General features: G+C 63.5%; 23 protein-coding genes. 6 read left to right on the top strand and 17 right to left on the bottom strand.

Annotation, left to right across the window (positions count from 1 at the left end; translation table 11 throughout):
- Positions 1 to 87: 87 nt before the first annotated feature.
- Together H618_RS0115860 and H618_RS0115855 are read right to left on the bottom strand one after the other, a co-directional pair.
- On the bottom strand, positions 88 to 1,020 hold the full coding sequence (locus H618_RS0115860) for a hypothetical protein (protein WP_028696005.1): 933 nt from the start codon (positions 1,018 to 1,020) through the stop codon (positions 88 to 90).
- 285 nt (positions 1,021 to 1,305) lie between these two features.
- Entirely contained in the window at positions 1,306 to 2,889 is a 1,584-nt protein-coding gene (locus H618_RS0115855) for a peptide chain release factor 3 (protein ID WP_028696004.1), read from the bottom strand.
- 501 nt (positions 2,890 to 3,390) lie between these two features.
- On the opposite strand from H618_RS0115855, the gene H618_RS0115850 reads away from it, so the two are divergent.
- The 6 genes from H618_RS0115850 (at position 3,391) to H618_RS0115825 (ending at position 11,255) form a co-directional block, all read left to right on the top strand.
- Positions 3,391 to 4,077: an ABC transporter permease gene (locus tag H618_RS0115850; protein ID WP_425414202.1), complete on the top strand. Its 687-nt coding sequence runs from the start codon at positions 3,391 to 3,393 to the stop codon at positions 4,075 to 4,077.
- A gap of 12 nt (positions 4,078 to 4,089) precedes the next feature.
- Positions 4,090 to 5,001: a glycine betaine ABC transporter substrate-binding protein gene (locus H618_RS0115845; RefSeq protein WP_028696002.1), complete on the top strand. Its 912-nt coding sequence runs from the start codon at positions 4,090 to 4,092 to the stop codon at positions 4,999 to 5,001.
- On the top strand, positions 4,998 to 5,651 hold the full coding sequence (locus tag H618_RS0115840; protein ID WP_028696001.1) for an ABC transporter permease: 654 nt from the start codon (positions 4,998 to 5,000) through the stop codon (positions 5,649 to 5,651). The genes H618_RS0115845 and H618_RS0115840 overlap by 4 nt, the downstream gene beginning before the upstream one ends.
- Complete coding sequence (locus H618_RS0115835) at positions 5,648 to 6,802, top strand: osmoprotectant ABC transporter ATP-binding protein OsmV (RefSeq protein ID WP_028696000.1); 1,155 nt, start codon at positions 5,648 to 5,650, stop codon at positions 6,800 to 6,802. The genes H618_RS0115840 and H618_RS0115835 overlap by 4 nt, the downstream gene beginning before the upstream one ends.
- 605 nt (positions 6,803 to 7,407) lie before the next feature.
- Complete coding sequence (locus H618_RS0115830; protein ID WP_028695999.1) at positions 7,408 to 8,571, top strand: type III PLP-dependent enzyme; 1,164 nt, start codon at positions 7,408 to 7,410, stop codon at positions 8,569 to 8,571.
- Between the two features lie 134 nt (positions 8,572 to 8,705).
- Positions 8,706 to 11,255 (top strand): PepSY domain-containing protein, encoded by a 2,550-nt coding sequence (locus tag H618_RS0115825; protein ID WP_028695998.1) that lies wholly within the window; start codon positions 8,706 to 8,708, stop codon positions 11,253 to 11,255.
- Positions 11,256 to 11,282: 27 nt separating this feature from the next.
- Here H618_RS0115825 and H618_RS0115820 read toward each other — a convergent pair whose 3' ends face one another.
- The 15 genes from H618_RS0115820 to hscB all read right to left on the bottom strand — a co-directional run bounded on the left by H618_RS0115820 (position 11,283) and on the right by hscB (position 25,592).
- Positions 11,283 to 12,077 carry an amidohydrolase gene (locus H618_RS0115820; protein ID WP_028695997.1) on the bottom strand — a complete coding sequence of 265 codons (795 nt, stop codon included), beginning with the start codon at positions 12,075 to 12,077 and terminating at the stop codon, positions 11,283 to 11,285.
- Positions 12,065 to 13,213: a pyridoxal phosphate-dependent aminotransferase gene (locus H618_RS0115815; protein ID WP_028695996.1), complete on the bottom strand. Its 1,149-nt coding sequence runs from the start codon at positions 13,211 to 13,213 to the stop codon at positions 12,065 to 12,067. Before H618_RS0115815 ends, H618_RS0115820 begins: the two co-directional genes overlap by 13 nt.
- Positions 13,214 to 13,313: 100 nt before the next feature.
- Positions 13,314 to 14,777, bottom strand: a complete 1,464-nt coding sequence (der, locus tag H618_RS0115810) for a ribosome biogenesis GTPase Der (protein ID WP_028695995.1) — start codon at positions 14,775 to 14,777, stop codon at positions 13,314 to 13,316.
- 126 nt (positions 14,778 to 14,903) lie between these two features.
- Positions 14,904 to 16,046 (bottom strand): outer membrane protein assembly factor BamB, encoded by a 1,143-nt coding sequence (bamB, locus tag H618_RS0115805; protein WP_028695994.1) that lies wholly within the window; start codon positions 16,044 to 16,046, stop codon positions 14,904 to 14,906.
- A 1-nt stretch (position 16,047) separates the two neighbouring features.
- On the bottom strand, positions 16,048 to 16,689 hold the full coding sequence (locus H618_RS0115800; RefSeq protein WP_028695993.1) for a tetratricopeptide repeat protein: 642 nt from the start codon (positions 16,687 to 16,689) through the stop codon (positions 16,048 to 16,050).
- 39 nt (positions 16,690 to 16,728) lie between these two features.
- Complete coding sequence (gene hisS, locus H618_RS0115795; RefSeq protein ID WP_028695992.1) at positions 16,729 to 18,018, bottom strand: histidine--tRNA ligase; 1,290 nt, start codon at positions 18,016 to 18,018, stop codon at positions 16,729 to 16,731.
- Between the two features lie 24 nt (positions 18,019 to 18,042).
- The gene (gene ispG / locus H618_RS0115790) at positions 18,043 to 19,152 is read right to left on the bottom strand and encodes a flavodoxin-dependent (E)-4-hydroxy-3-methylbut-2-enyl-diphosphate synthase (RefSeq protein ID WP_028695991.1); all 1,110 of its coding nucleotides are present in this window, start codon (positions 19,150 to 19,152) and stop codon (positions 18,043 to 18,045) included.
- 3 nt (positions 19,153 to 19,155) lie between these two features.
- On the bottom strand, positions 19,156 to 20,148 hold the full coding sequence (locus H618_RS0115785; protein WP_028695990.1) for a RodZ domain-containing protein: 993 nt from the start codon (positions 20,146 to 20,148) through the stop codon (positions 19,156 to 19,158).
- A complete protein-coding gene (gene pilW, locus H618_RS0115780; RefSeq protein ID WP_028695989.1) occupies positions 20,145 to 20,906 on the bottom strand; it encodes a type IV pilus biogenesis/stability protein PilW in 762 nt (253 codons plus the stop codon). The genes H618_RS0115785 and pilW overlap by 4 nt, the downstream gene beginning before the upstream one ends.
- Positions 20,907 to 20,920: 14 nt before the next feature.
- Entirely contained in the window at positions 20,921 to 22,066 is a 1,146-nt protein-coding gene (gene rlmN, locus H618_RS0115775) for a dual-specificity RNA methyltransferase RlmN (RefSeq protein ID WP_028695988.1), read from the bottom strand.
- Between the two features lie 28 nt (positions 22,067 to 22,094).
- Positions 22,095 to 22,520 (bottom strand): nucleoside-diphosphate kinase, encoded by a 426-nt coding sequence (ndk, locus tag H618_RS0115770; RefSeq protein WP_028695987.1) that lies wholly within the window; start codon positions 22,518 to 22,520, stop codon positions 22,095 to 22,097.
- Positions 22,521 to 22,609: 89 nt separating this feature from the next.
- Positions 22,610 to 22,810 (bottom strand): Fe-S cluster assembly protein IscX, encoded by a 201-nt coding sequence (iscX, locus tag H618_RS0115765; protein ID WP_028695986.1) that lies wholly within the window; start codon positions 22,808 to 22,810, stop codon positions 22,610 to 22,612.
- A 10-nt stretch (positions 22,811 to 22,820) separates the two neighbouring features.
- Positions 22,821 to 23,162 carry an ISC system 2Fe-2S type ferredoxin gene (gene fdx, locus H618_RS0115760; protein WP_028695985.1) on the bottom strand — a complete coding sequence of 114 codons (342 nt, stop codon included), beginning with the start codon at positions 23,160 to 23,162 and terminating at the stop codon, positions 22,821 to 22,823.
- A 3-nt stretch (positions 23,163 to 23,165) separates the two neighbouring features.
- On the bottom strand, positions 23,166 to 25,028 hold the full coding sequence (gene hscA, locus H618_RS0115755; protein WP_028695984.1) for a Fe-S protein assembly chaperone HscA: 1,863 nt from the start codon (positions 25,026 to 25,028) through the stop codon (positions 23,166 to 23,168).
- Positions 25,029 to 25,070: 42 nt separating this feature from the next.
- On the bottom strand, positions 25,071 to 25,592 hold the full coding sequence (hscB, locus tag H618_RS0115750) for a co-chaperone HscB (RefSeq protein WP_028695983.1): 522 nt from the start codon (positions 25,590 to 25,592) through the stop codon (positions 25,071 to 25,073).
- Position 25,593 lies beyond the last annotated feature (1 nt).

Genomic DNA, 25,593 nt, shown 5'->3' with positions numbered 1-25,593 from the left:
GATGGCGATGAGGATGATTACCGGGATCGGTACCCCGAGGAACCACAGCAACAGTGAACGCATGATGAATCTCCTTTATCGGTCATCTCAACGAACAGGCGTGGTGCCTGTACGAACGGTACGGGTGGTGCTGTAGGGATCTTCGACCCAGATCACGCGGTCACGGCGACGACCACCGAACAGCGCAGCCAGGCTTGCGAAGAAGGCGCCACACAGCAAGGCGATGAAGGTCCACAGCGCGGTCCAGGCAGCCACTTTGGCAGCGGTGTCAGCGGCTTGCTGAGCCTCGACCTTGGCTTGTTGCACTTGGCCCAGCACCTGGTCGACGCGAGCTTCAGCTTCGGCCTGGGTCAGGCGGGTACGCTGGGCAACCAGTTGCGCGAGGTAGGTACGGTCGGCTGGCTCAAGGCTACCGCCCTGGGCAATGCCACGGGCCAGAATGCGCGCGGCGACACCGTTGGCAGCATCTTCGCTGACACCGACTGGCGCATCGCTACGGAACAGGCCGTCGACGAAGTAACCCATGGCGTTGTCGTTACCGCCCGACTTGTCATCGGAGGCAGCCGCGATGCTGGCACCGGCACCGGCGACGGCGCCCGCACCAACCTGCGCACCGGCGCTGATCACGTTACTGGCGGCGCCAACGATCAGCACCGCGCTGACCAGAGCAGCCACGGCCCACGACAGGAAGCCGTGTGCAGTGTCGCGGAAGTACACTTCATCACCGTGCAGGTTGGCCCATTTCACCCGCAGACGACCGGCGATGTAGCCGCCCGCGCCCGAGGCGATGATCTGGGTCACCAACAACCAGACAATGGTGGAAATCCCCAGTGCTTCAGCGCTGGCCCCCTCGTTCGCCCACGGCGACGTCGCGGCAAATCCTAAGCCGGCGCCGAGCACTACCAGTAATAAAGAGAGGGAAGCTGCGGCCGCAGCACCAGCGAAAATAGCACCCCAGGACACGCCTGAGCGGGTGAGCCCGTCGTCGACGGCTCCGGGTAGATCGGCAGATGTGATCATAGTGGTAGCGCCTATGTAGTGAGCGATAAGTCCGTTCGCAAACTACGCGGTGCAGCGGCTATGCCAACTATGTCAAAAAATTTACTACCAATAATTTCAACGGCTTAGTGAAAGGGGCAGGTCTTAGGATCGTGCAGAATGCCGGATTGTCCGACTGAAGCAGTGTGTTATGCACGGGTACAGCGAGGCAGTGGCTTGCCGGACGATGACGGCGTGGGGAGGTAGCGGCTGGTCGGGGGTGCCGACCAGCTGCAAAAGGCCTTTAAGCGCAAAGCCTTTGAGCGCTTAGTGATGCTCGCGCGTGGCGCGGAATTTCACATCCGGCCAGCGTTCTTCCATCAACGCCAGATTGACCCGGGTCGGCGCCAGGTAGGTCAGGTGCCCACCGCCATCGAGCGCCAGGTTCTCCACGGCCTTGTTCTCGAATTCCTCGAGCTTCTTCTTGTCGTCGCAGGCCACCCAGCGCGCCGACCACACGGTGATCGGCTCATAGGCACACTCGACCTTGTATTCCTCTTTCAGGCGGCTGGCGACCACATCGAACTGCAGCACACCGACGGCGCCGAGAATGATGTCGTTGCTGCGCTGCGGGAAGAACACCTGGGTCGCGCCCTCTTCGGCCAACTGCTGCAAACCCTGGCGCAGTTGCTTGGACTTGAGCGGGTCTTTCAGGCGCACGCGGCGGAACAGTTCCGGGGCGAAGTGCGGGATACCGGTGAAGCCCAGCGCCTCGCCTTCGGTGAAGGTGTCGCCGATCTGGATGGTGCCGTGGTTGTGCAGGCCGATGATGTCGCCGGCGTAGGCTTCTTCGAGCTGTTCACGCTCGGAGGAGAAGAACGTCAGCGCGTCGCCGATGCGCAAGTCCTTGCCCAGGCGCACGTGACGCATCTTCATGCCCTTCTCGTACTTGCCCGAGCAGATGCGCATGAAGGCGATACGGTCGCGGTGCTTGGGGTCCATGTTCGCCTGGATCTTGAACACGAAGCCTGTGAACTTCTCTTCCACCGGCTCGACGACGCGCTCGCGGGCCTCACGGCTCAACGGCCGCGGGGCCCAGTCGACCACCGCATCGAGCACATGGTCGACGCCGAAGTTGCCAAGGGCAGTACCGAAGAACACCGGGGTCAGTTGACCGTTGATGAACTCGTCCTGGTTGAACTCATGGCAAGCGCCCTGCACCAGCTCCAGTTGCTCGACGAAGCTGTCGTACTGGTCGCCCAGGTGCGCGCGGGCTTCGTCGGAGTCGAGCTTTTCGATGATCCGCGCTTCGGTGCGTTCGTGGCCGTGACCTGGGGTGTAGACGATGATGTAGTCGTCGGTCAGGTGATACACGCCCTTGAAGTCGCGATAGCAACCGATCGGCCAGGTGATCGGCGCAGCCTTGATCTTCAGCACCGCTTCGATCTCGTCGAGCAGTTCGATGGGGTCACGGATGTCGCGGTCGAGCTTGTTGATGAAGCTGACGATGGGCGTGTCGCGCAGACGGCAGACATCCATCAGGGCGATGGTGCGTGGCTCGACGCCCTTACCGCCGTCCAGCACCATCAAGGCCGAGTCGACCGCGGTCAGGGTGCGGTAAGTGTCTTCGGAGAAGTCTTCGTGGCCGGGGGTGTCGAGCAGGTTGACCATGTGCTCACGGTAGGGGAACTGCATCACCGAGGTGGTGATGGAGATACCCCGTTGCTTTTCCATTTCCATCCAGTCGGAGGTGGCATGGCGGTCGGACTTGCGCGACTTGACCGTACCGGCCACGGCAATCGCCTTGCCCATCAGCAAGAGCTTCTCGGTGATGGTGGTCTTACCGGCGTCGGGGTGGGAAATAATGGCGAAAGTGCGGCGCTTCGCGACTTCGGCGGCCTGTTGGGTCATGGGAAATCGCCTGACTGGGTCTTGAAAAAGGGGCGGTATCATACCCGATCTCGCCCGCAGACCAAAGCGCCGCCCCCTGCCCGGTGCGGCCACCGCGCAGCGCTTGCCGGAAGTTTTTCGGCATGCTGAATCGAGCCCCGCGCAATGCGCCGCAAAAGCAGTGTTTTCACTGGCTGCAGCGTTTCAGAACATGTTTTTATCCTGCCTTTTTGCCTTGCAGCTAGTGGATTAACGCTTTGCAAATACGTGCTGACGTGGGAACCTTCGTCAGCTCGGAGACGTCCACTGCCCTGCCGCCGCCCTGTGCTCGAGGGCTGAAACGACCCGCTTTACAAGCCTGACGAGGCTTGGCTCATGGCGTGATCCGCTGCCGCTTGCCGGCACCACGCTGCTCTTCGCGAACCCACTGCCTGCCGCCAGCGATGGCGGGTCTGCGCAGGCCTGTGTTCGCCGACCCGACAAAGGAGTCCACCTGTGGCTGAACGCTACGGAAAGGGGCTGATGGGATGGGCCGCCGCGCTCGTCATCCTGGCCCTGCTGATCCACTGGATCGGCATCGATACCATTGCCCGCTACCAGGGCGACCTGGGGTTCTACCTGCAAGCTCATCTGCTACTGGTCATGGCCTCGATGGCCGCCGCGATTGCCGTGGGCATTCCCGCCGGCATTGCCTTGAGTCGACCTCATCGGGTCGACAAGGCCGAGCGCTTCATGCAGTTCTTCAACGTAGGCAACACCATCCCTCCCCTGGCCGTTCTGGCCATCGCCCTCAGTGTGCTGGGCATCGGCGCCGGCCCGGCCATCTTCGCCCTGTTTCTCGCCTCGTTGCTGCCGATCGTGCGCAACACCTATGAGGGCCTGAAAAACGTCCCCGCCTCACTCAAGGAAGCCGCCACCGGCATCGGCATGACCCCGCGCCAGCAGCTCTGGCAAGTGGAGATGCCCAATGCCGTGCCGATCATCGTCGGCGGTGTGCGCGTCGCCCTGGCGCTGAATGTCGGCACTGCGCCGCTGTCGTTCCTGATCGGCGCGAACAGCCTGGGCAGCCTGATCTTCCCCGGCATTGCCTTGAACAATCAGCCTCAGCTGCTGCTGGGCGCCGCGTGTACCGCGCTGCTGGCGCTGCTGCTCGATGGCTTGGTCAGTTACGTCAGCAAACGCTGGCTGGAACGCGGCCTGACTCACTGAACGAGGATTGTCATGAAACGATTGATCGCCATTACCCTGGGCGCGGCGCTGCTGTGCGCGGGCCTTGTCCACGCGGCCGAGAAACCGCTGATTCGCATCGGCGCGCGGGTCTTCACCGAGCAGACCATCCTTGCCGAAATCACCGCGCAATACCTGCGTGCCAACGGTTACCAAGTGCGCGTCACCGGAGGCCTGGGCAGCAGCCTGGCACGCCAGGCACAGGAAACCGGCCAGCTCGACCTGATGTGGGAATACACCGGCGTGTCGCTGGTCTCGTACAACCATATCGATGAACGCATGCCCAGCCCCGAGGCCACCTATGCCCGGGTCAAGGCGCTGGACGCCAGGAAAGACCTGATCTGGCTGACGCCCTCGAAGTTCAGCAACACCTATGCCCTGGCCCTGCCCAAGCGTGTCGCCCAGGCCTACCCACAGGTGCGCAGCATCAGTGCGTTGAAACAGGTACTGGACGCCGAGCGCAAGCAGCGCCATCTGGTGGCCTTGGACACCGAGTTCGCCAACCGCCCCGATGGTCTCGACGGACTGCGGGAGCTGTATCAGTTACCGCTGGACCGGAGCAATCTGCGCCAGATGGATGCCGGCCTGGTGTACACCGCGCTGCGCAACGATCAGGTCTTCGCCGGTTTGGTCTACACCACCGATGGCCGCCTGAATGCCTTCGAACTGACCCTGCTCGAAGACGACAAACACTATTTCCCCGACTACACCGCAGCGCCGGTGGTGCGCAAGGCCGTGCTCGACGCCAACCCGCGCCTGGCGCAGTTGCTCGAACCGCTCGCTCGGCAGCTTGACGACCAGACCATGCGCGAGCTCAACGCCAAGATCGACGTCGAGCACCAGAGCCCGGCGCGGGTCGCTGCCGCGTTCCTGCGTGACCATCCGCTGAGCGAGGTACAGCCATGAACTTCCTCGACACCTTCGCCCACCTCGACTGGGCTGAAGTCGTGCACCTGACCTGGCAGCACATCACCCTGGTGGGCATCGCCGTCACCCTGGCGATCGTCATCGGCGTGCCGCTGGGTATCGTGATGACGCGCTTCCCGGTCGTCGCCGGGCCGCTGCAAGCCTGTGCCACGGTGCTGCTGACCATTCCGGCCATCGCCCTGTTCGGCCTGCTGCTGCCGTTCTACTCCAAGTTCGGCCAGGGCCTTGGCCCGCTGCCGGCCATCACAGCGGTGTTCCTGTATTCGCTGCTGCCGATTCTGCGCAACACCTACCTGGCCCTGACCAACGTCGAGCCGGGCATCCGCGAAGCCGCGCGTGGCATCGGCATGACCTTCGGTCAGCGCCTGCGCATGGTCGAGCTGCCGATCGCGGTGCCGGTGATTCTCGCCGGCGTGCGCACCGCCGTGGTGATGAACATCGGCGTCATGACCATCGCCGCAACCATCGGCGCCGGCGGTCTCGGCGTGCTGATCCTGACCTCCATCAGCCGCAGCGACATGTCGATGCTGGTGGTCGGCGCGGTGCTGGTCAGCCTGCTCGCCATCTTCGCCGACCTGCTTCTGCAAACCTTGCAACGTGCCCTGACTCCACGAGGACTGCGCTCATGATCGAACTCAACAACCTCAGCAAGACCTTCACCGCCAACGGCAAGCAGATCACGGCTGTCGACGCGGTCAGCCTGACCGTCAACGAAGGCGAGATCTGCGTATTCCTCGGGCCCTCCGGCTGCGGCAAGAGCACCACGCTGAAGATGATCAACCGGTTGATCACCCCGACTTCAGGCAAGGTGCTGATCAATGGCGAAGACACCAGCGGCCTGGACGAAGTGACGCTGCGTCGGCACATCGGCTACGTCATCCAGCAGATCGGCCTGTTCCCCAACATGACCATCGAGGAGAACATCACCGTGGTGCCGCGCCTGCTGGGCTGGGACAAACAGCGCTGCCACGATCGCGCCCGCGAACTGATGAGCATGATCAAGCTCGAACCCAAGCAATACCTGCAGCGCTATCCACGCGAGCTGTCGGGCGGCCAGCAACAGCGTATCGGGGTGATTCGCGCGCTGGCTGCCGATGCGCCAGTACTGTTGATGGACGAGCCGTTCGGCGCGGTCGACCCGATCAACCGCGAGATGATCCAGAACGAGTTCTTCGAGATGCAGCGGGCCTTGAACAAGACCGTGATCATGGTCAGCCACGACATCGACGAAGCCATCAAGCTGGGTGACAAGATCGCCATCTTCCGTGCCGGCAAGCTGCTGCAGATCGACCACCCCGACACCTTGCTGGCGCATCCGGCCGATGACTTCGTCAGCAGCTTCGTCGGCCAGGACAGCACCCTCAAGCGCCTGCTGCTGGTCAAGGCCGAGGATGCCGCAGACAACGCGCCGTCGGTCAGCCCGCAGACCCCGGTGGCTGAAGCCCTGGAGCTGCTCGACGAGCATGACCGCCGCTACGTGGTGGTGACCGATGCCCAGAACAAGGCCATGGGCTACGTGCGCCGCCGCGACATGCACCGCCAACAGGGCAGTTGCGCCGACTTCCTGCGACCGTTCAATGCCACCGCCTCCCATGAAGAGCACCTGCGCATCCTCTTGTCGCGCATGTACGAGTTCAATCGCGCCTGGCTTCCGGTGCTCGACGCCGAACAGGTGTTCCTCGGCGAAGTCACCCAGGAGTCGATTGCCGCGTATTTGAGTTCCGGGCGCTCGCGGGGCGCGAAGACCAGCATCGTCTCGCCCGCAGAAGCAGTTTCCTGAGTCGGTAACAAAAAATTTATGGTCGATTTCCTACAACCTGTTGTGGGAAATCGTGGCCATAAAATTGCACACCTGAATCGATCCGTCACTGAATCCGCTCAACGTGTGAGAGCGGGTTCACCCGCGAACGTCCCTGAACACGCCTCCTGCAGCCTGTACTCACCGTACTCATCTGGCAACTGTCGCCGCGCCTGCCGGCGCCCGCTCTCGGCAGCCCTTCCACAATATTTAACGCTCGCCGATGCTGCGGGAACATCTGCGCCGCACACCAGTCGGTAACTCAAGGGGCGCGCCCGGCCTGCCTGTTGATTCCGCAGTCCTCACGCCCTAAAGTGCGCGCCGAACGTCCCTGCTGGAAACGATCCATCCGGCTCAAGTACTGAGTTAGGCTCTGTCTGAAACGTCTTGAGCGAAGGTTAGGCAAGGCGAACACAGCCGAGGAAGCGGAGTTTACTCGAGTAAATGAGCATTCCGAGGCTGTGTTCAACGCAGCATAACCGAGTCTCAAGGCTTTTCAGGCAGAGCCTAGGCGAACCAAAGTGGGGATACGGAGGACGTTCAGTGCAGCCACTTATTCATTCAGTTTGCCCATGGAGTCCCTGAGCATGTCGATCCAGGTCGAAGACTATTTCGCACGTGACACTTTCACCAAGATGAAGGCGTTCGCCGACAAACAGGAAACCCCGTTCGTCCTCATCGATACGCAGATGATCAGCAAGGCCTACGACGACCTGCGTGCCGGTTTCGAATTTGCCAAGGTCTACTACGCGGTCAAGGCCAACCCTGCCGTGGAAATCATCGACCTGCTCAAGGACAAAGGTTCGAACTTCGACATCGCCTCGATCTACGAGCTGGACAAGGTGATGGGCCAGGGCGTCAGCGCCGACCGTATCAGCTACGGCAACACCATCAAGAAGTCCAAGGACATCCGCTACTTCTACGAGAAGGGTGTGCGCCTGTACGCCACCGACTCGGAAGCCGACCTGCGCAACATCGCCAAGGCGGCGCCGGGCTCGAAAGTCTATGTGCGTATTCTCACTGAAGGCTCGACCACCGCCGACTGGCCACTGTCGCGCAAGTTCGGCTGCCAGACCGACATGGCCATGGACCTGCTGATCCTCGCCCGTGACCTGGGCCTGGTGCCGTACGGCATCTCGTTCCACGTAGGCTCGCAGCAGCGCGACATCAGCGTCTGGGACGCGGCCATCGCCAAGGTCAAGGTGATCTTCGAGCGCCTCAAGGTAGAAGACGGCATCGAGCTGAAGCTGATCAACATGGGCGGCGGCTTCCCGGCCAACTACATCACCCGCACCAACAGCCTGGAAACCTACGCCGAAGAGATCATCCGCTTCCTCAAGGAAGACTTCGGTGACGACCTGCCGGAAATCATCCTTGAGCCGGGCCGCTCGCTGATCGCCAACGCCGGCATTCTGGTCAGCGAAGTGGTGCTGGTGGCGCGCAAGTCGCGCACTGCGGTCGAGCGCTGGGTATACACCGATGTGGGCAAGTTCTCTGGCCTGATCGAAACCATGGACGAGTCGATCAAATTCCCCATCTGGACCGAAAAGAAAGGCGAGATGGAAGAAGTGGTCATCGCCGGCCCGACCTGCGACAGCGCCGATATCATGTACGAGCACTACAAGTATGGCCTGCCGCTGAACCTGGCCATCGGTGACCGCCTGTACTGGCTGTCCACTGGCGCCTACACCACCAGCTACAGCGCGGTGGAATTCAACGGCTTCCCGCCGCTCAAGGCGTTCTACCTGTAACACCGAACGGGGCCGCGAGGCCCCGTTTTCATGTCTGCCGCAATTCTGCGCGCCCTCACCTGACTGCCCACGCCGCAGCGGCCAAGGCATAATGCACGCCGCCCATTTTCGGGCGGGCCGGCAAGGTGATGGTGGTGCTGAAAAAAATCCTCTTCCAGTTGCACTGGCTGCTCGGCATCAGTGCTGGCCTGGTGCTGACGGTGATGGGCGCGACCGGCGCGACCTGGTCGTTCCAGGATGAACTGCTGCGCCTGCTCAACCCGAACACCTTGACCGTCGAGGTCCAGCCGCAAGGCGTACTGCCACCGGCTGAGCTGGTGCGCCGCGCAGAAGCGGCGCAAGGGGCGCGGGTCAGCATGCTGTGGGTCGAACCACAGTCCGATCGCGCCGCACGGATTTTCTTCAGCCCCGAGGCCGGCGCCCATCGCGGGCAACTGCGCTATGCCGACCCGTACACCGGCGAGCTCAAGGGCGAGGTGGTCGGGCAAGGCTTCTTCGACCTGATGCTGCGCCTGCACCGCTTCCTGGCCATGGGCGAAACCGGCCGGCAAATCACCGCAGCCAGCACCCTGGCGCTGGTGTTCTTCTGCCTGTCCGGGCTGTACCTGCGCTGGCCAAGGCAGACCCTTAACTGGCGCGCGTGGCTGACCTTCGACTGGCGCAAGCGTGGCCGCGCGTTCAACTGGGATCTGCACGCGGTGGTCGGCACCTGGTGCCTGCTGTTCTACCTGCTGATGGCCCTGACCGGGCTGACGTGGTCGTACGAGTGGTACCGCGATGGCGTGCGTCAGTTGCTCAGCGATGCGCGCAGCGAGCCGAATGCGCGGGAACAGGTGCAGGCCAGGCGCCGCATGACCCGCGACCTGCCGCCGAGCGCGCCGCAGCCGGTCAACTACGCGGTGATCTGGAGCGAGTTGCAGCGTCTGGCCGGCCCCACCTTGAGCACCTACAACCTGCGCTTGCCGGCCGATGGCCACGGCCCGGTCAGCGTGCGTCTGCTGCGCAGCGACGCCGCGCACCCGCGCGCCTTCGACCTGATCAACTTCGCCCCGACCAGCGGCGAAGTGCTGCATGAAGAGCGCTACGCCGAGAAATCCTTCAACGAGCAATTGCTGCAAAGTTTCTACGCCCTGCACGTGGGCAACTACTTTGGCCTGACCGGGCGCATTCTGCTCACCGCAGCCAGTGCGCTGATGCAGCTGTTCTTCATCACCGGCTGGTTGCTGTACCTCGACCGCCGGCGCAAGCAACGCCAGGCCCGCGCCGCCCGGGCCAACGTCAGTGAGAGCGGCCATGGCGCCGATGCCTGGCTGATCGGTTTCGCCAGCCAGAGCGGCCTGGCCGAGCAGTTGGCCTGGCACAGTGCCGCGCAGTTGCAGGCCGCCGGGCTGCCGGTGCAGGTGCGGGCGCTGGGTGATCTGGCTGAAGATGATCTGCGCCGGGCGCGCCGCGCACTGTTTGTCATCAGCACCTTCGGCGACGGCGAAGCGCCCGACAACGCCCGTGGCTTCGAGCGCAAGGTGTTGGGTCAGGCCTGTTCGCTGGCGCATCTGGACTACGCCCTGCTGGCGCTGGGCGATAGGCAATACGCGCATTTCTGTGGCTTCGCCCGACGCCTGCATGCGTGGCTGAGCGAGCGCGGTGCGCGCTGCACGTTCAGCACGGTGGAAGTCGACAACGCCGACCCCGCTGCGCTGCAGCAATGGCAGGAGGGCCTGGCACAACTGACCGGCGCTGCACCTGTGGCGGCCTGGCAACCGCCGCACTACGAACACTGGACACTCAGCGCACGCACCCTGCTCAACCCCGGCAGCCAAGGCCAGCCGGTGTACCTGCTGAGCTTGCAGGCGCAGCACGCTGTGCAGTGGCAGGCCGGCGACCTGGTGGAAATCCTGCCGCGCAACGCGCCTGACCAGGTGCAGCGACTGCTCACCGCGCTGAGCCTGCGCGGCGACCAGCCGGTACAGTGCGACGGCCTGGCGCAGACTGCCGAACAGGCGTTCGCCGCACGTCAGTTGCCGAGCCACCTCGGTCACCTGATCGGCCTGCATGCCCAGGCCGCTGTGGATGCCCTGGCACCGCTCGGCAATCGCCAATACTCCATCGCCTCGATCGCCAGCGACGGCGTGCTCGAGCTGATCGTGCGCCAGGAGCGCCGCGACGACGGCAGCCTGGGGCTGGGCTCGGGCTGGCTCACTGAACATCTGGCGCTCGGCGCCAGTGTCGCCTTGCGCCTGCGCCGCAACAGCGGCTTCCACCTGCCCGCCGCCGCCGCGCCGCTGATTCTGATCGGCAGTGGTACCGGCCTGGCCGGGCTGCGCAGCCTGTTACGGGCCAACATCGTCGCTGGCGAAACGCGCAACTGGCTGCTGTTCGGCGAACGCAATCGAGCCCACGACTACTTCTGTGGCAATGAGCTGGAGGGTTGGTTGGCAGAGGGCGCCCTGGCCAGGCTCGACCTGGCCTTCTCGCGCGACCAAGCCGAGAAAATCTACGTGCAGGATGTGCTGTTGCAGCAGGCTCAGCGACTCAAAGATTGGCTCGACGCGGGCGCCTGCCTGTACGTCTGCGGCAGCCTGCAGGGCATGGCCGCCGGCGTCGATGCCGCGTTGCAGGCTGTGCTTGGCCAGGACACGGTGCAACAGCTGATCGAAACCGGCCGCTACCGGCGCGACGTCTACTGAGCGGCAGTGGCTCGGTTACCAGGCGCTTCAGCAGTCCAGGGTGAACGAGTCGGCGTCCAGGTCGGCCGGGAAGCGCTTGCGGTACGCCGCCAGCTCCGCAGAGCGCAACACCACGGTGAACACGCCATCGGCCTCGCCTGCACCGAGCAGGCTCTCGCCCTGGAAGTCCAGCACCTGGCTGTCACCGGAATAGGCAAAGCCTTTGCCATCGGTGCCGACGCGGTTCACTGCCGCGACGAAACACAGGTTCTCGATGGCCCGCGCCGGCAGCAGACGGTTCCAGTGCAGGCGCCGCGCCGCTGGCCAGTTGGCGGTGTACAGCAGCAGGTCGGTGTCATGGGGGTCGCGGCTCCACACCGGGAAGCGGAGGTCGTAGCAGATCAGCGGACGAATCCGCCAGCCCTTGAGCTCGAACTGCACCTGGCGATAGCCGGGGGTGTAGTGCTCGTGCTCACCGGCCATGCGGAACAGGTGGCGCTTGTCGTAGTGCAGCAGCTCACCATCAGGACGCGCCCACAGCAGGCGGTTGCGGTGAGTACCGTCGGCCGCCTGGATGATCACGCTGCCAGTCACCACCGCATCGAGCTTTTTCGCCTGGGCCTTGAGCCATTTGCTGGCCGGGCCGTTCTCGGGCTCGGCAAGACGCTCGGACTCCATGGAAAACCCTGTGGTGAACATCTCCGGCAGGACGATCAGATCAGCGCCGCGGGCCTGTTCCAGCAACGCTTCGAAGTGCTCGAAATTGGCCTGGCGGTCGTGCCAGGCGAGGCTGGTCTGCACCAGCGCAAGGGTCAGGTTGGGTAGCTGGCTCAGATCGCGCATAGTTTTTCCGCTGCGTGGCGCAGCGTCTCCTCACGTTTGGCAAAGCACAGGCGGATCAGACGCTGCCCGGCGATGGGTTGCTGATAGAACACCGACACAGGAATGCTCGCCACCCCGTGTTCGCGGGTCAACCACAGGGCCATGTCGACATCATCGAGGTCGGGACGGATGGCCGAGTAATCCAGCAACTGGAAATAGGTGCCCGGGGCACGGGTGAAGCGAAAGCGCGAATCCTCGAGCAGGTCGCAGAACAGGTCGCGCTTGGCCTGGTAGAACGCCGGCAGCTCATCGACATGTTCGGGATGCTCGGCCATGAACTCGGCCAGTGCATGCTGCAAGGGCGTAACGCCACAGAAGTTGACGTATTGGTGGACCTTGCGCAGCTCAGCGCTGAGCGCTGGCGGAGCGATCACGTAGCCGGTCTTCCAGCCGGTGACGTGGTAGGTCTTGCCGAACGAGCTGACTACGAAGGCCCGCGCATAGAGCTGCGGGTGGGCCAGCACGCTGGCGTGCCGAGCGCCATCGAACAGCAGGTGTTCGTAGACCTCGTCGCTGAGCAGGTACAGGTCGCGATCAGCGATCAGCGCAGCCAGGGTATCAAGGTCTTCGCGGGTGATCAGCGCGCCGCTGGGGTTGTGCGGGGAATTGATGATGACCATGCGCGTGCGCGGGCTCAGCGCATCGCTGAACGCCTGCCAGTCGATACGAAACTCACCGTTGCTGAGCGGCACGTGCACACAATGCCCGCCTGCCAATGTCACGGCCGGGTCGTAGGCGTCGTAGCTGGGATCGAAGACGATCACCTCGTCACCACTGTGGATGAGCGCCTGAATGGCGCAGAAGATCGCTTCGGTGGCGCCTGGGGTGATGGTGACCTCTTCATCGGCATCGACCTGCACGCCGTACAGGCGCAGCACCTTGCTCGCCACTTGCTGGCGCAGGGCAGGCAGGCCGGTCATCGGCGCGTACTGGTTATGCCCAGCGCAGACATGCCGCCCCACTGCGTCGAGCAGCGGCTGTGGGCCGTTGAAGTCAGGAAAGCCTTGGGAAAGGTTGAGCGCACCGGTCTGCGCAGCGAGCTGCGACATGCGGGTGAAGATGGTAGTGCCGACGTGGGGCAGTTTGCTGCGGATCATGGAGCCCTCTTTCCTGGGGTCTGAGGGGCATAAGCTACAAGTTTCGAGCGGCAGGCTTCAAGCGGCGCAGTGCGCGACTCGAAGCTTGCCGCTCGAAGGGTCAGCGTTTGTCGCGGCGTTTTTTCTCGGCCTTCTTGTGGTGCGACATCAAGCGACGCTTCTTGTTGACCTGACGATCGGTGAGGGTGTTCTTCTTGCCCTCGAACGGGTTTTCGCCGCCCTTGTACTCGATGCGGATCGGCGTACCTACCAGCTTCAGCACGCGGCGGTAGGTGTTTTCCAGGTAACGCGAGTAAGAGCGCGGGATCTTCTCGGTCTGGTTGCCGTGGATCACGATCAGTGGCGGGTTGGCACCACCGAGGTGGGCATAGCGCAGCTTGATGCGGCGACCATTGACCAGCGGCGGCTGGTGCTCGCTGATGGCATCTTCGAGAATCTGCGTCAGGCGGCTGGTCGGCCAACGGGTCACCGCCGACTTGAAGGCGGCCTGCACCGACTTGTACAGGTTGCCAACGCCGGTGCCATGAAGCGCGGAAATGAAGTGGATGTCGGCGAAATCGACGAAGAACAGCCGGCGCTCCAGCTCGGTCTTGACGTAGTCGCGCTCGCCCGGCTGCATGCCATCCCACTTGTTCAGGGCGATGACGATGGCCCGACCGGCTTCCAGGGCGAAGCCCAGCAGGTTGAGGTCGTGGTCGACCACCCCTTCGCGGGCGTCCATGACGAAGATCACCACGTTGGCGTCCTTGATCGCCTGCAGTGTCTTGACCACCGAGAACTTCTCGACCTCTTCATGGATCTTGCCGCGACGGCGCACGCCCGCAGTGTCGATGAAGGTGTACTTCTCGCCATCACGCTCGAACGGAATGTAGATGCTGTCGCGGGTGGTGCCCGGCTCGTCGTAGACCACCACACGCTCTTCACCGAGCATGCGGTTGACCAGGGTGGATTTGCCGACGTTGGGGCGACCGATGATGGCGATCTTGATGCCATCCTTTTCGCTCGGCCCGGGGATGCGCAGTGCTTCCTCGCCTTCGGCGACCTCGGCATCGAGCGCCTCTTCTTCGGCGTCACGGGGAATGTGCCCGAGCACCGACTCCATCAGCGCATTGATACCGCGACCTTGCGAGCCGGCCACTGGAATGGCGTTGCCCATACCCAGCGGCGAGAACTCGGCGCGGGCGACGTCGGCATCGATGTTGTCGATCTTGTTGGCGACCAGCACCGCAGCCTTGTTGCGCTTGCGCAGGTGCTCGGCAATCATCTGGTCGGCCGCGGTCATGCCGGCGCGGGCATCGACCAGGAACAGCACATAGTCGGCTTCTTCGATGGCCATGAGCGACTGCTCGGCCATTTTTTCATCCATGCCCACTTCATCGCCGGTGATACCGCCGGTGTCGATGAGGATGAACGAGCGACCCTGCCAGGAGGCATCGCCGTACTGGCGGTCGCGGGTCAGGCCCGAAAGGTCACCGACGATGGCATCGCGGGTCTTGGTCAGGCGGTTGAACATGGTGGATTTGCCGACGTTCGGCCGCCCTACCAGGGCAATTACGGGAACCATGCGGCTCTCCACTGGTGAATTCTTGAAAATGCAAAGGCCGCTGCAAGCAGCGGCCGGAGTTCATGCGGCGTGTCCAGGCTGTGCCTGAGCGCCGCCGCCCAAGGCCCGCAGGCCTTGAGCATAGCGTCAGCGGATGCTCAGTGCTTCAAGCTTGCCGCTGTTGCCGAAGACGTAGATGGTGTCGTCGACCACCAGAGGGCGGGCGCGCAGACCATCGCTGTCGATCCGCTCACGACCGACGAAGCGACCATCGACCTGGCTGAGCAGGTGCAGGTAGCCTTCGAAGTCGCCCACGGCGATATAGCTGGAGAACACTTCCGGCGCCGACAACTGGCGGCGGGCCAGGCTGTCGTTGCTCCACAGGGCGCTGGAAGAACGCTCGTCGACGCTCTCGATCGTGCCCGAAGCCTCGCTCACGTAGACGTTGCCAAAGCCCTGGGCCACGCCGACATAGCTGGAGGCGTCGCGCTGCCAGAGCACGCGCCCGCTTTCGATGTCGAGCCCGGCGACGCGCCCCTGATAGGTGCTGACGTACAGGGTGCCACCCGACAGCAGCAGGCCGCCGTCGATGTCCACCACGCGGTCCAGCTCCGAGCGCCCTTGCGGGATGGCGACACGGCTTTCCCAGACCGGCACGCCGTTCTGGATATCCACCGCGACCACCTTGCCGGTGGACAGGCCGGCGATGGCCAGGCGGTTGGTCACCACCGGCGCGCCGGTGCCACGCAGGGTCAGCACGGCCGGGGTGTTCTCATAGATCCAGCGACGCTCGCCAGTGGCGGCATCGAGACCGATCAGACGGTCGTCCTGGGTTTGCACCACCACCACGTCACCGTTGTTGGCAGGCGGCGCCAGCACTTCGCTGGACACCCGCGAACGCCAGCGCTCCTTGCCGGTGGTGGAGTCCAGGGCGATGACCTCACCCTTGAGCGTACCCAGGGTCAGCAGGCCATAGCCGACACCGACCGCACCGGAGACCGGCAGGTCGAGGTCGTTCTCCCAGACCACATCGCCGGTACGGCGATCGAGGGCATAGACCTCACCGGTGACGTCGGAGGCGAAAATGCGATCGTTCTCGATGGCCGGCACCAGAACGTTGTACTTGTCGCCCTGACCGTCACCGATCGAGCGGCTCCACTGCTTCTTCAGCACCACTTCTTCGGTGAACTTGGTCAGTTCGGCCGGTGGCAGTTCCTTCTTGCTGTTGCTGCTGCAACCCGCGGCCAGTACGGCCAGGGTCAGCACTGCTGCTTGTTTCCAACCGATCACGTCACGCGTCCCCTTTGGCCAAGTCGTCCAGCTTCAGTTGCAGTCCACCGGTCGCGGCGTCGTCAGACATCGCGGCCTTGGCCTTTTCGTAGGCGCCGTGAGCATCATCGGCACGGCCCAGTTGCACCAGCAGATCACCTTTGAGTTCTTCGCGGCTGGCCAGGAAGGCCTTTTCCGCGTCACCGTCGAGCAACTTCAGCGCATCTTCTGCTTTGTCCTGAGCGGCCAGCACACGGGCCAGACGCTGCCGGGAAATTTCCCCCAGGGTGGCGTCGGCCGGTTTGTCGAGCACGCCCTTGAGTTCAGCGGCGGCATCATCGAGCTTGCCGCTGTCGACTGCAACCTTGGCGACGAACAGGCTGCCGTACTGCGCATAGGCGCTGCCGCCGAAGTCGCTCTTGAGCTTGCCAGCCAGTTCGGCGACCTTGGCGGTGTCCGGCGTGCCGCTTGGCGTCAGCGTGGTTTCCAGCAATGCCTGGTACAGGCCCGAGGCACCCTGGGACTGGTTGCTCTGGTACTTCTGCCAGGCCTGCCAGCCCATCACCACGGCCGCGGCGAGCAAGGCACCTGTGAGCAACGGCTTGCCGTTGCGATTCCACCAGTCCTTGGCGCCAGCCAGGCCATCATCATCGATACTCGACACCCCAATACTCCTTTTCAGCAATTCGGCGGTTGAAGCGCGTCACGCGTTGGCGATAGCGCTTTGCAGGTGCTCGGCCAGAGCATCCCAGGCAATGTTCTGTTGTTCGCCCTGACCACGCAGGGGCTTGACGCCGATGACTTCAGCGGCCAGTTCGTCGTCGCCAAGGATCAGCGCGAACAACGCGCCGCTCTTGTCGGCCTTCTTGAACTGGCTCTTGAAGCTGCCGGCCCCGGCGTTCACCGCCAGGCGCAGCGACGGCAGGCGATCACGCAGCCGCTCGGCCAGACGCAGCCCGGCCAGCTCGGCCTGCTCGCCGAAGGCGCACAGGTAGACGTCGATCTGCCGGTTGATCGAGGCAGGCACCTTGTCGAGGGTCTGCAGCAGCAGGATCAGGCGCTCGATGCCCATGGCGAAACCAACGCCTGGGGTCGGCTTGCCGCCCATCTGCTCGACCAGACCGTCGTAGCGCCCGCCGGCACACACGGTGCCCTGGGCGCCGAGCTTGTCGGTGACCCACTCGAACACGGTCTTGCTGTAGTAGTCGAGGCCGCGCACCAGTTTGGTGTTGATCACGAAGGGAATGCCGGCAGCATCCAGACGCGCCTTGAGGCCTTCGAAGTGTTCGCGCGAGGCGTCGTCGAGGTAGTCCTCGAGCTTCGGCGCGTCGACCAATACCGCCTGGGTGCCGGCATCCTTGCTGTCGAGCACACGCAGCGGGTTGCTCTTGAGGCGGCGCTGGCTGTCTTCGTCGAGGTGCTCGAGGCGTGCGGAAAGGAATTCCACCAGGGCATCGCGATAGCGCGCCCGCGCTTCGCTGGTGCCCAGACTGTTGAGCTCCAGGGTCACCGCATCACGGATGCCGAGCATGCCCCACAGGCGCCAGCTGAGGATGATCAGCTCGGCGTCGACATCCGGACCGTCGAGGTTGAACACCTCGACGCCGATCTGGTGGAACTGCCGATAGCGGCCCTTCTGCGGGCGCTCGTGGCGGAACATCTGCCCGGTGTACCAGAGTTTCTGCACCTGGCCGTTACCGGTGATGCCGTGCTCGAGCACAGCGCGCACGCAGGCGGCGGTGCCTTCAGGGCGCAGAGTGAGCGAATCACCGTTGCGGTCTTCGAAGGTGTACATCTCTTTTTCGACGATATCGGTCACTTCGCCGATCGAGCGCTTGAACAGCTCGGTGAACTCGACGATGGGCGTTCGAATCTGGCTGTAGCCATAACCGTCCAGCAGGCTGGCCACGGTGCCCTCGAAGTAGCGCCACAGCGGCGACTGGTCGGGCAGGATGTCGTTCATGCCACGGATGGCTTGCAGCGATTTGCTCACGGAAAGTCCTTACGAATCTGTGTATCAGCCACGGGCAATCAATGCCGCGTCGGCGTCGGCCTTCTCGGCCGCTTTCTGGCGGATGAGCCGTTCCAGCTCATCGACCAGGTTGTCGTTGTTCAGCTGCTGCGACGGCTTGCCGTCGATATACACCAGGTTCGGCGTGCCGCCGGTCAGGCCGACATGGGCCTCCTTGGCCTCGCCAGGACCGTTGACCACACAACCGATCACCGCCACGTCCATCGGCACCAGCAGGTCTTCAAGGCGCCCTTCCAGTTCGTTCATGGTCTTGACCACATCGAAATTCTGCCGCGAGCAGCTCGGGCAGGCGATGAAGTTGATGCCACGCGAACGCAGGCGCAGGGACTTGAGGATGTCGTAGCCGACTTTCACTTCCTCGACCGGATCGGCGGCCAGGGAAATGCGAATGGTGTCACCGATACCTTCGGCGAGCAGCATACCGAGGCCCACGGCAGATTTCACCGTTCCTGAACGCAGCCCACCGGCTTCGGTGATGCCCAGGTGCAGCGGCTGGACGATCTGCCTGGCCAATTGCCGGTAGGCGTCGACCGCCATGAACACATCGGAGGCCTTGACGCTGACCTTGAAGTCCTGGAAATCCAGACGATCGAGGTGCTCGACATGGCGCAGCGCCGATTCCACCAGCGCCGCCGGGGTGGGCTCGCCGTATTTCTTCTGCAGGTCTTTTTCCAGGGAGCCGGCGTTGACGCCGATGCGGATCGGGATGCCGCGGTCACGCGCGGCATCGACCACAGCCCGCACGCGGTCTTCGCGACCGATGTTGCCGGGGTTGATGCGCAGGCAGTCGACACCCAGCTCGGCCACGCGCAGGGCGATGCGGTAGTCGAAATGGATATCGGCCACCAACGGCACGCTGACCTGTTGCTTGATCCGGCCGAAGGCTTCGGCGGCATCCATGTCGGGCACGGACACACGAACGATGTCGACGCCGGCATCGACCAGGCGCTGGATCTGCGCGACGGTGGCCGCGACATCATTGGTGTCGGTGTTGGTCATGCTCTGTACGGCAATCGGCGCATCACCGCCTACCGCTACATTGCCAACCCAGATCTTGCGGGATTCGCGACGTTTGATCGGAGATTCACCGTGCATGAATTACTGTCCCAACTTGAGGCGAGCGGTCTCGCCACTGGTGAACGAAGCGACGTCGACCGCCTGGCCGTTGTAGCTGACTTGGGCGCCACGAGCGAAGCCCAGGCGCACCGCGAACGGCGGCTTGCCACTGAGATCGACGGTTTCGCCCTTGCGCTTGAGCGCGCTGAGCAGCACCTTGCCATTGCCATCGGTGACCTGCGTCCAGCAGTCGGCGACGAAGGTGATCGCCACCTTGCCACTGCCGGCAGGTGCCGGGGTTTCGGCAGGCGTGGCGGCCGGGCTTGCAGGTGTGCTCGCGGCATTGTTCGCAGGAGCGGTGGAGGCCGTCGGGGCAGTCGGTGCAGGCACGGCAGCGCTGTTCTGGCTCGGCTGAGCGGCTGCGGTGGAGGTCTCGGACGCGGGTGCTTCGGTGCTTTCGCCGGTGGTGCCAGGCAAGGCCAATGCAGTCGACTCGGGCTGCTGCGCGGCGTTCACCGCCTGATCTTCCGGCTCGTCGAGCGGATGGATTTGCGTGGTACCGTCGGCGCTTTCCACCTCGACATGCTCAAGGGCCATGTTCGCCAGCTCTTTGCTGCGCTGGCTGCCCTGGTCCTGCCACCAGACGAAGCCGCCGCCGACCACCGCCAGCAGCACCAGCAGGCTGACCCCGCGCAGGATGTTCTGCGACAGGCGCTTGGGCTCGTCGATACGGCCCAGCGAATGCACGTCGCTGCCTTTGGCGTGGGAACCGGTGACCTGATCGAAGGCCGCGACCAGGGGCGCCTGGTCCATGTCCATCAGCTTGGCGTAGGCGCGGATGTAACCGCGGGCGAAGGTGTGCCCCGGCAGCTTGTCGAAGGCACCGGTTTCCAGATGGTTCAGCGAAGTGAGCGTGAGGTTCAGCTTGCGCGCCACTTCGGCCTGGGACCAGCCGCGGGCCTCTCGGGCCTGGCGCAGGGTGTCCCCGGGGTTCTGGTGGGTCGCTGCTACTGATTCGGGATGCGCGGCGTTCATCGTTGCTCCGACAGGTATTGCTGATACTCCGGTGTACCCGGATAGAGTCGTTGTAATTGCTGGCCCAGCTGCGCTGCAGCAACCTGTTCGTCGAACCGACGCGCCAGACGGCTACCCAGCAACAGGCTGCGGGCGTCATGGTCGCTCAGTTGGCTGAAACGATTGAAGTAGTCCCGGGCCGGCACATAATGCCTGTTTTCGTAGGCCAACTCAGCCATTTCCAGCAATGCTCGGGGCTGATGTGGATTGAGTTGAAGGGCCTTGTGCAGATGCTCGTGAGCCTGGTCGTGCTGACCTTGCCTGAGGGCGGTCAGACCCAGGTTCTCGTACACCCGCGAACGTTCAGGATACAGGGTATCGACGGCAGCTTGGCGAAACATCTGCTCTGCCTGACGAAAATGTCCCTGAGCATAGAGGAATGCACCGTAGTTGTTGAGCATTCGCGTATCGGTCGGACGCTGCTGCAAGGCCTTGGTGAAATGCCGATCAGCCAGCTCCGGCTCGCCCTCGGCCTGATACACCAGCGCCAGGGCGGCATGGGCGTCAGCGTCGCCGGGAGCGATGGCCAGTGCCTTGGCCAGCGGCGCCTTGGCCTGCTGGTTCAGACCGCGCTGCACGTAACCCAGCCCCAACTGCACGTAGGCGCGCCGGGCCTGTTCACGACCCTCGCGGCTGGCCAGCGGGTCGCTGGCGCCGCTCGACACGCAGCCGGCGAGCAGCAATAGCGTGAAGATCGACAGCGCCGAGCGCAGGGTCATCAAGGGAGGTCTCGTCAGAGGCGCACGGCGCTGTCTTGCAACTCGGCATCGGCAGCGATCTGGCGCACGGCGATGTAGCGTTCGCTACGGCGGGTACGGTCCATGACCTGCCCTACCAACTGGCCGCAGGCGGCATCGATGTCTTCACCACGGGTGGTACGGGTGGTGACGTTGTAGCCAGCGTGGTGCAGCAAGTCCTGGAAACGACGAATGGCGTTGTTGCTGGGGCGCTCGTAACCCGAATGCGGGAACGGGTTGAACGGGATCAGGTTGATCTTGCACGGCACGTCGCGCAGCAGCTCGATCATTTCGGCCGCATGCTGCGGTTGATCGTTGACGTCCTTGAGCAAGGTGTACTCGATGGTCAGCACACGCTTGCCACCGAGGGTGGACATGTAGCCCATGCACGAGTCGAGGAGCATCTTGAGCGGATACTTCTTGTTGATCGGCACCAGCTGATTGCGCAGTGCGTCGTTCGGCGCGTGCAGCGACAGCGCCAGGGACACGTCGATGTGCTTGGCCAGCTCGTCGATCATCGGTACCACGCCGGAGGTCGACAACGTGACCCGGCGCTTGGAAATGCCATAGCCCAGATCGTCCATCATGATCTTCATGGCGGCGATGACATTGTCGAAATTGAGCAACGGCTCGCCCATGCCCATCATCACCACGTTGGTGATGGCGCGGTCGATCTTGGCGGGCACGGTGCCGAAGGATTTGTTCGCAAGCCACACCTGGCCGATCACTTCGGCGGCGGTGAGGTTGCTGTTGAAGCCTTGCTTGCCGGTGGAGCAGAAACTGCAGTCCAGGGCGCAGCCGGCTTGAGACGACACGCACAGGGTGCCGCGATCGTCGGTAGGAATGTAGACGGTTTCAACGCAGCTGCCAGAGGCAACGCGGATCACCCATTTGCGGGTGCCGTCGGCGGAAATGTCTTCACTGACCACTTCCGGAGCCCGAATCTCGGCAACGGCCTCGAGCTTTTCGCGCAAGACCTTGCCAACATTGGTCATGGCGGCGAAATCATCGACGCCAAAATGGTGAATCCATTTCATCACCTGACCGGCACGGAAGCGCTTTTCCCCGATCGAGTCGAAGAACTGTTCCATTTCCGGCTGAGTCAGCCCCAACAGGTTGATTTTGCCAGTAGATGTCGTCATGGATTCACCCTCACCCGTAAGCTTTCGCTTAGCGAGTGGTTACCTCGGTAGCAGCGAAGAAGTAAGCGATTTCGCGAGCAGCGGCCGCTTCGGAGTCCGAACCGTGGACAGCGTTGGCGTCGATGGATTCGGCGAAGTCGGCACGGATGGTGCCGGCAGCAGCTTCTTTAGGGTTAGTAGCGCCCATCAGCTCGCGGTTGCGAACGATGGCGTTCTCGCCTTCCAGAACCTGAACGACAACTGGACCGGAGGTCATGAAGGCAACCAGGTCAGCGAAGAAGCCGCGCTCTTTGTGCTCAGCGTAGAAGCCTTCGGCTTCGGCTTTGGACAGTTGCTTGATTTTCGAGGCAACGATGCGCAGACCGGCTTCTTCGAAGCGCGAAGTGATCTTGCCGATGACGTTCTTGGCAACGGCGTCAGGCTTGATGATCGAGAAAGTACGTTGAACAGCCATGGAAAACTCCAGAATATTGAGTGTTGCGAAAAATTAAACCCGCGAATTATACGCGGGTTCCAGGGGATTGCCTAACCTGCACGCGTCAGTCAGTCGGCTTCTTCGATCCACGCCGCCTGGATGGCCTCGAGGACCTTCTCGCCGCCGCGGGCCGGATCGTCGGTGAAACCCGGCAGTGCGATGACCCAGCGCTGCAGATCGACGAAATTCACGTAGCGAGGATCGACGTCAGGCTTGCTTTCTGCAAGCTCGATGGCGATATCAAGTACATCAACCCATTTCAGACTCATGACCTGATCCTCAATGCGGCGCTTCGGCGGCGTGGTTGAGCGAATACTTGGGAATCTCGATGACCAGGTCGTCATCCCCCACCACCACCTGGCAACCCAGGCGCGATTGTGCCTCCAGGCCCCAGGCCTTGTCCAGCATGTCTTCTTCGAGCTCGTCGGCTTCGTCGAGCGAATCGAAGCCCTGGCGCACGATGCAGTGGCAGGTGGTGCAGGCTTTTACACCGCCACAGGCGCTTTCCATCTCGATGTGATGGTCGTGGGCCAGCTCCAGGATATTGGTCCCTGACGCAACCTCCACGGTCAGCCCCTCGGGGCAAAACTTCTCGTGCGGCAGGAATGTCACCAGCGGCATCGGTTACTCCTCGATCTCATTCAGGTTGCGCCCGGCCAGTGCGGCTTTGACCGTCGAATCAAGGCGACGGGCGGCAAATGCATCGGTCACCTGCGACAGACGCTTGGTCTGTTGCTCGATGGCAGGGCCATCGGTGCCGGCGAGCAAATCACGTAGTTCCTGCATCTGGAATTCAATGGCATCACGCTCGTCTGCATCGAGCAGGCGCTCGCCATCGGCGTCCAGGGCGCCTTCGACCGCTTCGAGCAAACGCTCGGCATCGACCTGGTGCTCGCGCAACTGGCGGGCATTGCGGTCGGCGCCGGCGTGCTCGAAGGAATCCTTGAGCATGCGCGCCACCTCACCGTCGGTCAGGCCGTAGGACGGCTTGACCTGAATGCTGGCCTCGACACCCGAACCCAGCTCGCGGGCAGCGACGCTGAGCAGGCCGTCGGCATCGACCTGGAAGGTGACGCGAATCTTCGCAGCACCGGCCACCATCGGCGGAATACCGCGCAACTCGAAACGGGCCAGCGAACGGCAGTCGCTGATCAGCTCGCGCTCACCCTGGAGCACGTGGATCATCATGGCCGACTGGCCGTCTTTGTACGTGGTGAATTCCTGCGCGCGGGCAACCGGGATGGTGGTGTTGCGCGGAATCACCTTCTCCATCAGCCCGCCCATGGTTTCGAGGCCCAGCGACAGCGGAATGACGTCGAGCAGCAGCAGCTCGCCGCCTTCACGGCGGTTACCGGCCAAGGTATCGGCCTGAATCGCCGCGCCAATGGCCACGACCTGGTCGGGATCGATGGAGGTCAAGGGCTCGCGCCCGAACAGCTCGCCAACCGCCTCGCGCACGCGCGGCACACGGGTCGAACCGCCGACCATGACCACGGCAGCCACTTCCTCGACCTCGACGCCACTGTCGCGCAGGGCGCGGCGGCACGATTTGAGGCTACGGGCGACCATCGGCTCGATCAGCGCCTCGAAGCCACTACGGCTCAGCTCACCCGACCATTGGCCGTGGCTGAGCGAAATGCTGCCTTGCTCGGTCAGGGCTTCCTTGGCGGTGCGCGCGGTCTGCAACAGCAGGCGCTGGGTGGCCGGGTCGAGGTCGGACGACAGGCCCGCCTGTTCGATGATCCAGCCGGCGATGGCGTGATCGAAGTCGTCGCCGCCCAGGGCAGTGTCGCCACCGGTGGCCAGCACCTCGAACACCCCGGCGCTCAGGCGCAGGATGGAAATATCGAACGTGCCGCCACCCAGATCGTAGATGGCGACCAGGCCTTCGGCATTCTGGTCGAGGCCATAGGCCACGGCCGCTGCGGTCGGCTCGTTGAGCAGGCGCAGAACGTTGAGCCCGGCGAAGCGCGCGGCGTCCTTGGTGGCCTGGCGCTGGGCATCGTCGAAGTAGGCCGGGACGGTGATCACCGCACCCACCAGTTCGCCACCCAGGGTCTGCTCGGCGCGCAGGCGCAACGCCTTGAGAATGTCCGCCGACACCTGCACCGGGCTCTTGGGCCCCTGCACGGTGTCGATGAACGGCATATGCGACTCACCCTCGACGAAGCGATAGGGCAGCTGTTCGCCCAGTTGCTTGACGTCACTCAGGCCGCGGCCCATCAGGCGCTTGACTGAAAGGATGCTGTTGAACGGGTCGCTCGGCGCCGCGTCGCGGGCCGCCAGGCCGATTTCGGTGCGGTCCGCCAGGTAACGCACGGCAGACGGCAAGATGAGTGTGCCTTGAGCGTCGGGCAGGGGCTCGCTGCGACCACTGCGTACGGCAGCGACCAGCGAGTTGGTGGTGCCCAGGTCGATCCCCACCGCCAGGCGACGCTGGTGCGGCTGGGGGCTCTGACCGGGTTCGGCGATCTGCAATAGGGCCATGCTTATCTGAGTACCTTAGGCGTCATCACGGGTAACGCCGGGTTAATCGTCGAGGCGCTCTTCGAGTTGGCGCACTTCCTGGGCGAGCTTGTCGAGAAACTGCATGCGGCGCATCAGTCGCTCGGCCTGCTCGCGCTCGGCCGGGTCGTCCCAGCAACTGGCGAAGGTCTCGTCGAGGGTCTGCTGGGCAGCCTTGAGGCGGCGCTTGAACTGCGCCACGCCATCAAGATCGGCCTCGTCCTGCAAGTCTTCGAGCTCTTCACGCAACTGCATCTGCTGCAGAAGGAACTCGGGATCGTGCACCGTCACTTCCTGCGGCACTTCCTGGCCACTGATGGCCAGCAGGTAGCGCGCACGCCGAGGCGGGCTGCGCAGGGTCTGGTAGGCCTCGTTGAGGGCCGCGGACTTTTCCAGGGCAACGCGCTGCTCACGCTCGGAAGCGTCAGCGAAGCGGTCGGGATGAACCTCGCGGGCCAGTTCGCGGTAGCGAACGGCCAGCTTGTCGAGGTCCAGACGGAAGGCGGGCTGCAAGTCGAACAGCGCGTAATGGCAAGGAGTACCCACG

The organism is Pseudomonas cremoricolorata DSM 17059 = NBRC 16634, from assembly GCF_000425745.1.
Lineage (GTDB): Bacteria > Pseudomonadota > Gammaproteobacteria > Pseudomonadales > Pseudomonadaceae > Aquipseudomonas > Aquipseudomonas cremoricolorata.
Note: the sequence above shows the minus strand (reverse complement) of the source record. Positions and strands in the feature narration are given on the sequence as shown.

Coding starts and splice junctions, on each gene's coding strand:
- H618_RS0115860 (WP_028696005.1), bottom strand. CDS start 1,020: ATGATCACATCTGCCGATCTACCCGGAGCCGTCGACGACGGGCTCACC.
- H618_RS0115855 (WP_028696004.1), bottom strand. CDS start 2,889: ATGACCCAACAGGCCGCCGAAGTCGCGAAGCGCCGCACTTTCGCCATT.
- H618_RS0115850 (WP_425414202.1), top strand. CDS start 3,391: ATGGGATGGGCCGCCGCGCTCGTCATCCTGGCCCTGCTGATCCACTGG.
- H618_RS0115845 (WP_028696002.1), top strand. CDS start 4,090: ATGAAACGATTGATCGCCATTACCCTGGGCGCGGCGCTGCTGTGCGCG.
- H618_RS0115840 (WP_028696001.1), top strand. CDS start 4,998: ATGAACTTCCTCGACACCTTCGCCCACCTCGACTGGGCTGAAGTCGTG.
- H618_RS0115835 (WP_028696000.1), top strand. CDS start 5,648: ATGATCGAACTCAACAACCTCAGCAAGACCTTCACCGCCAACGGCAAG.
- H618_RS0115830 (WP_028695999.1), top strand. CDS start 7,408: ATGTCGATCCAGGTCGAAGACTATTTCGCACGTGACACTTTCACCAAG.
- H618_RS0115820 (WP_028695997.1), bottom strand. CDS start 12,077: ATGCGCGATCTGAGCCAGCTACCCAACCTGACCCTTGCGCTGGTGCAG.
- H618_RS0115815 (WP_028695996.1), bottom strand. CDS start 13,213: ATGATCCGCAGCAAACTGCCCCACGTCGGCACTACCATCTTCACCCGC.
- der (WP_028695995.1), bottom strand. CDS start 14,777: ATGGTTCCCGTAATTGCCCTGGTAGGGCGGCCGAACGTCGGCAAATCC.
- ispG (WP_028695991.1), bottom strand. CDS start 19,152: ATGCACGGTGAATCTCCGATCAAACGTCGCGAATCCCGCAAGATCTGG.
- H618_RS0115785 (WP_028695990.1), bottom strand. CDS start 20,148: ATGAACGCCGCGCATCCCGAATCAGTAGCAGCGACCCACCAGAACCCC.
- pilW (WP_028695989.1), bottom strand. CDS start 20,906: ATGACCCTGCGCTCGGCGCTGTCGATCTTCACGCTATTGCTGCTCGCC.
- rlmN (WP_028695988.1), bottom strand. CDS start 22,066: ATGACGACATCTACTGGCAAAATCAACCTGTTGGGGCTGACTCAGCCG.
- ndk (WP_028695987.1), bottom strand. CDS start 22,520: ATGGCTGTTCAACGTACTTTCTCGATCATCAAGCCTGACGCCGTTGCC.
- iscX (WP_028695986.1), bottom strand. CDS start 22,810: ATGAGTCTGAAATGGGTTGATGTACTTGATATCGCCATCGAGCTTGCA.
- fdx (WP_028695985.1), bottom strand. CDS start 23,162: ATGCCGCTGGTGACATTCCTGCCGCACGAGAAGTTTTGCCCCGAGGGG.
- hscA (WP_028695984.1), bottom strand. CDS start 25,028: ATGGCCCTATTGCAGATCGCCGAACCCGGTCAGAGCCCCCAGCCGCAC.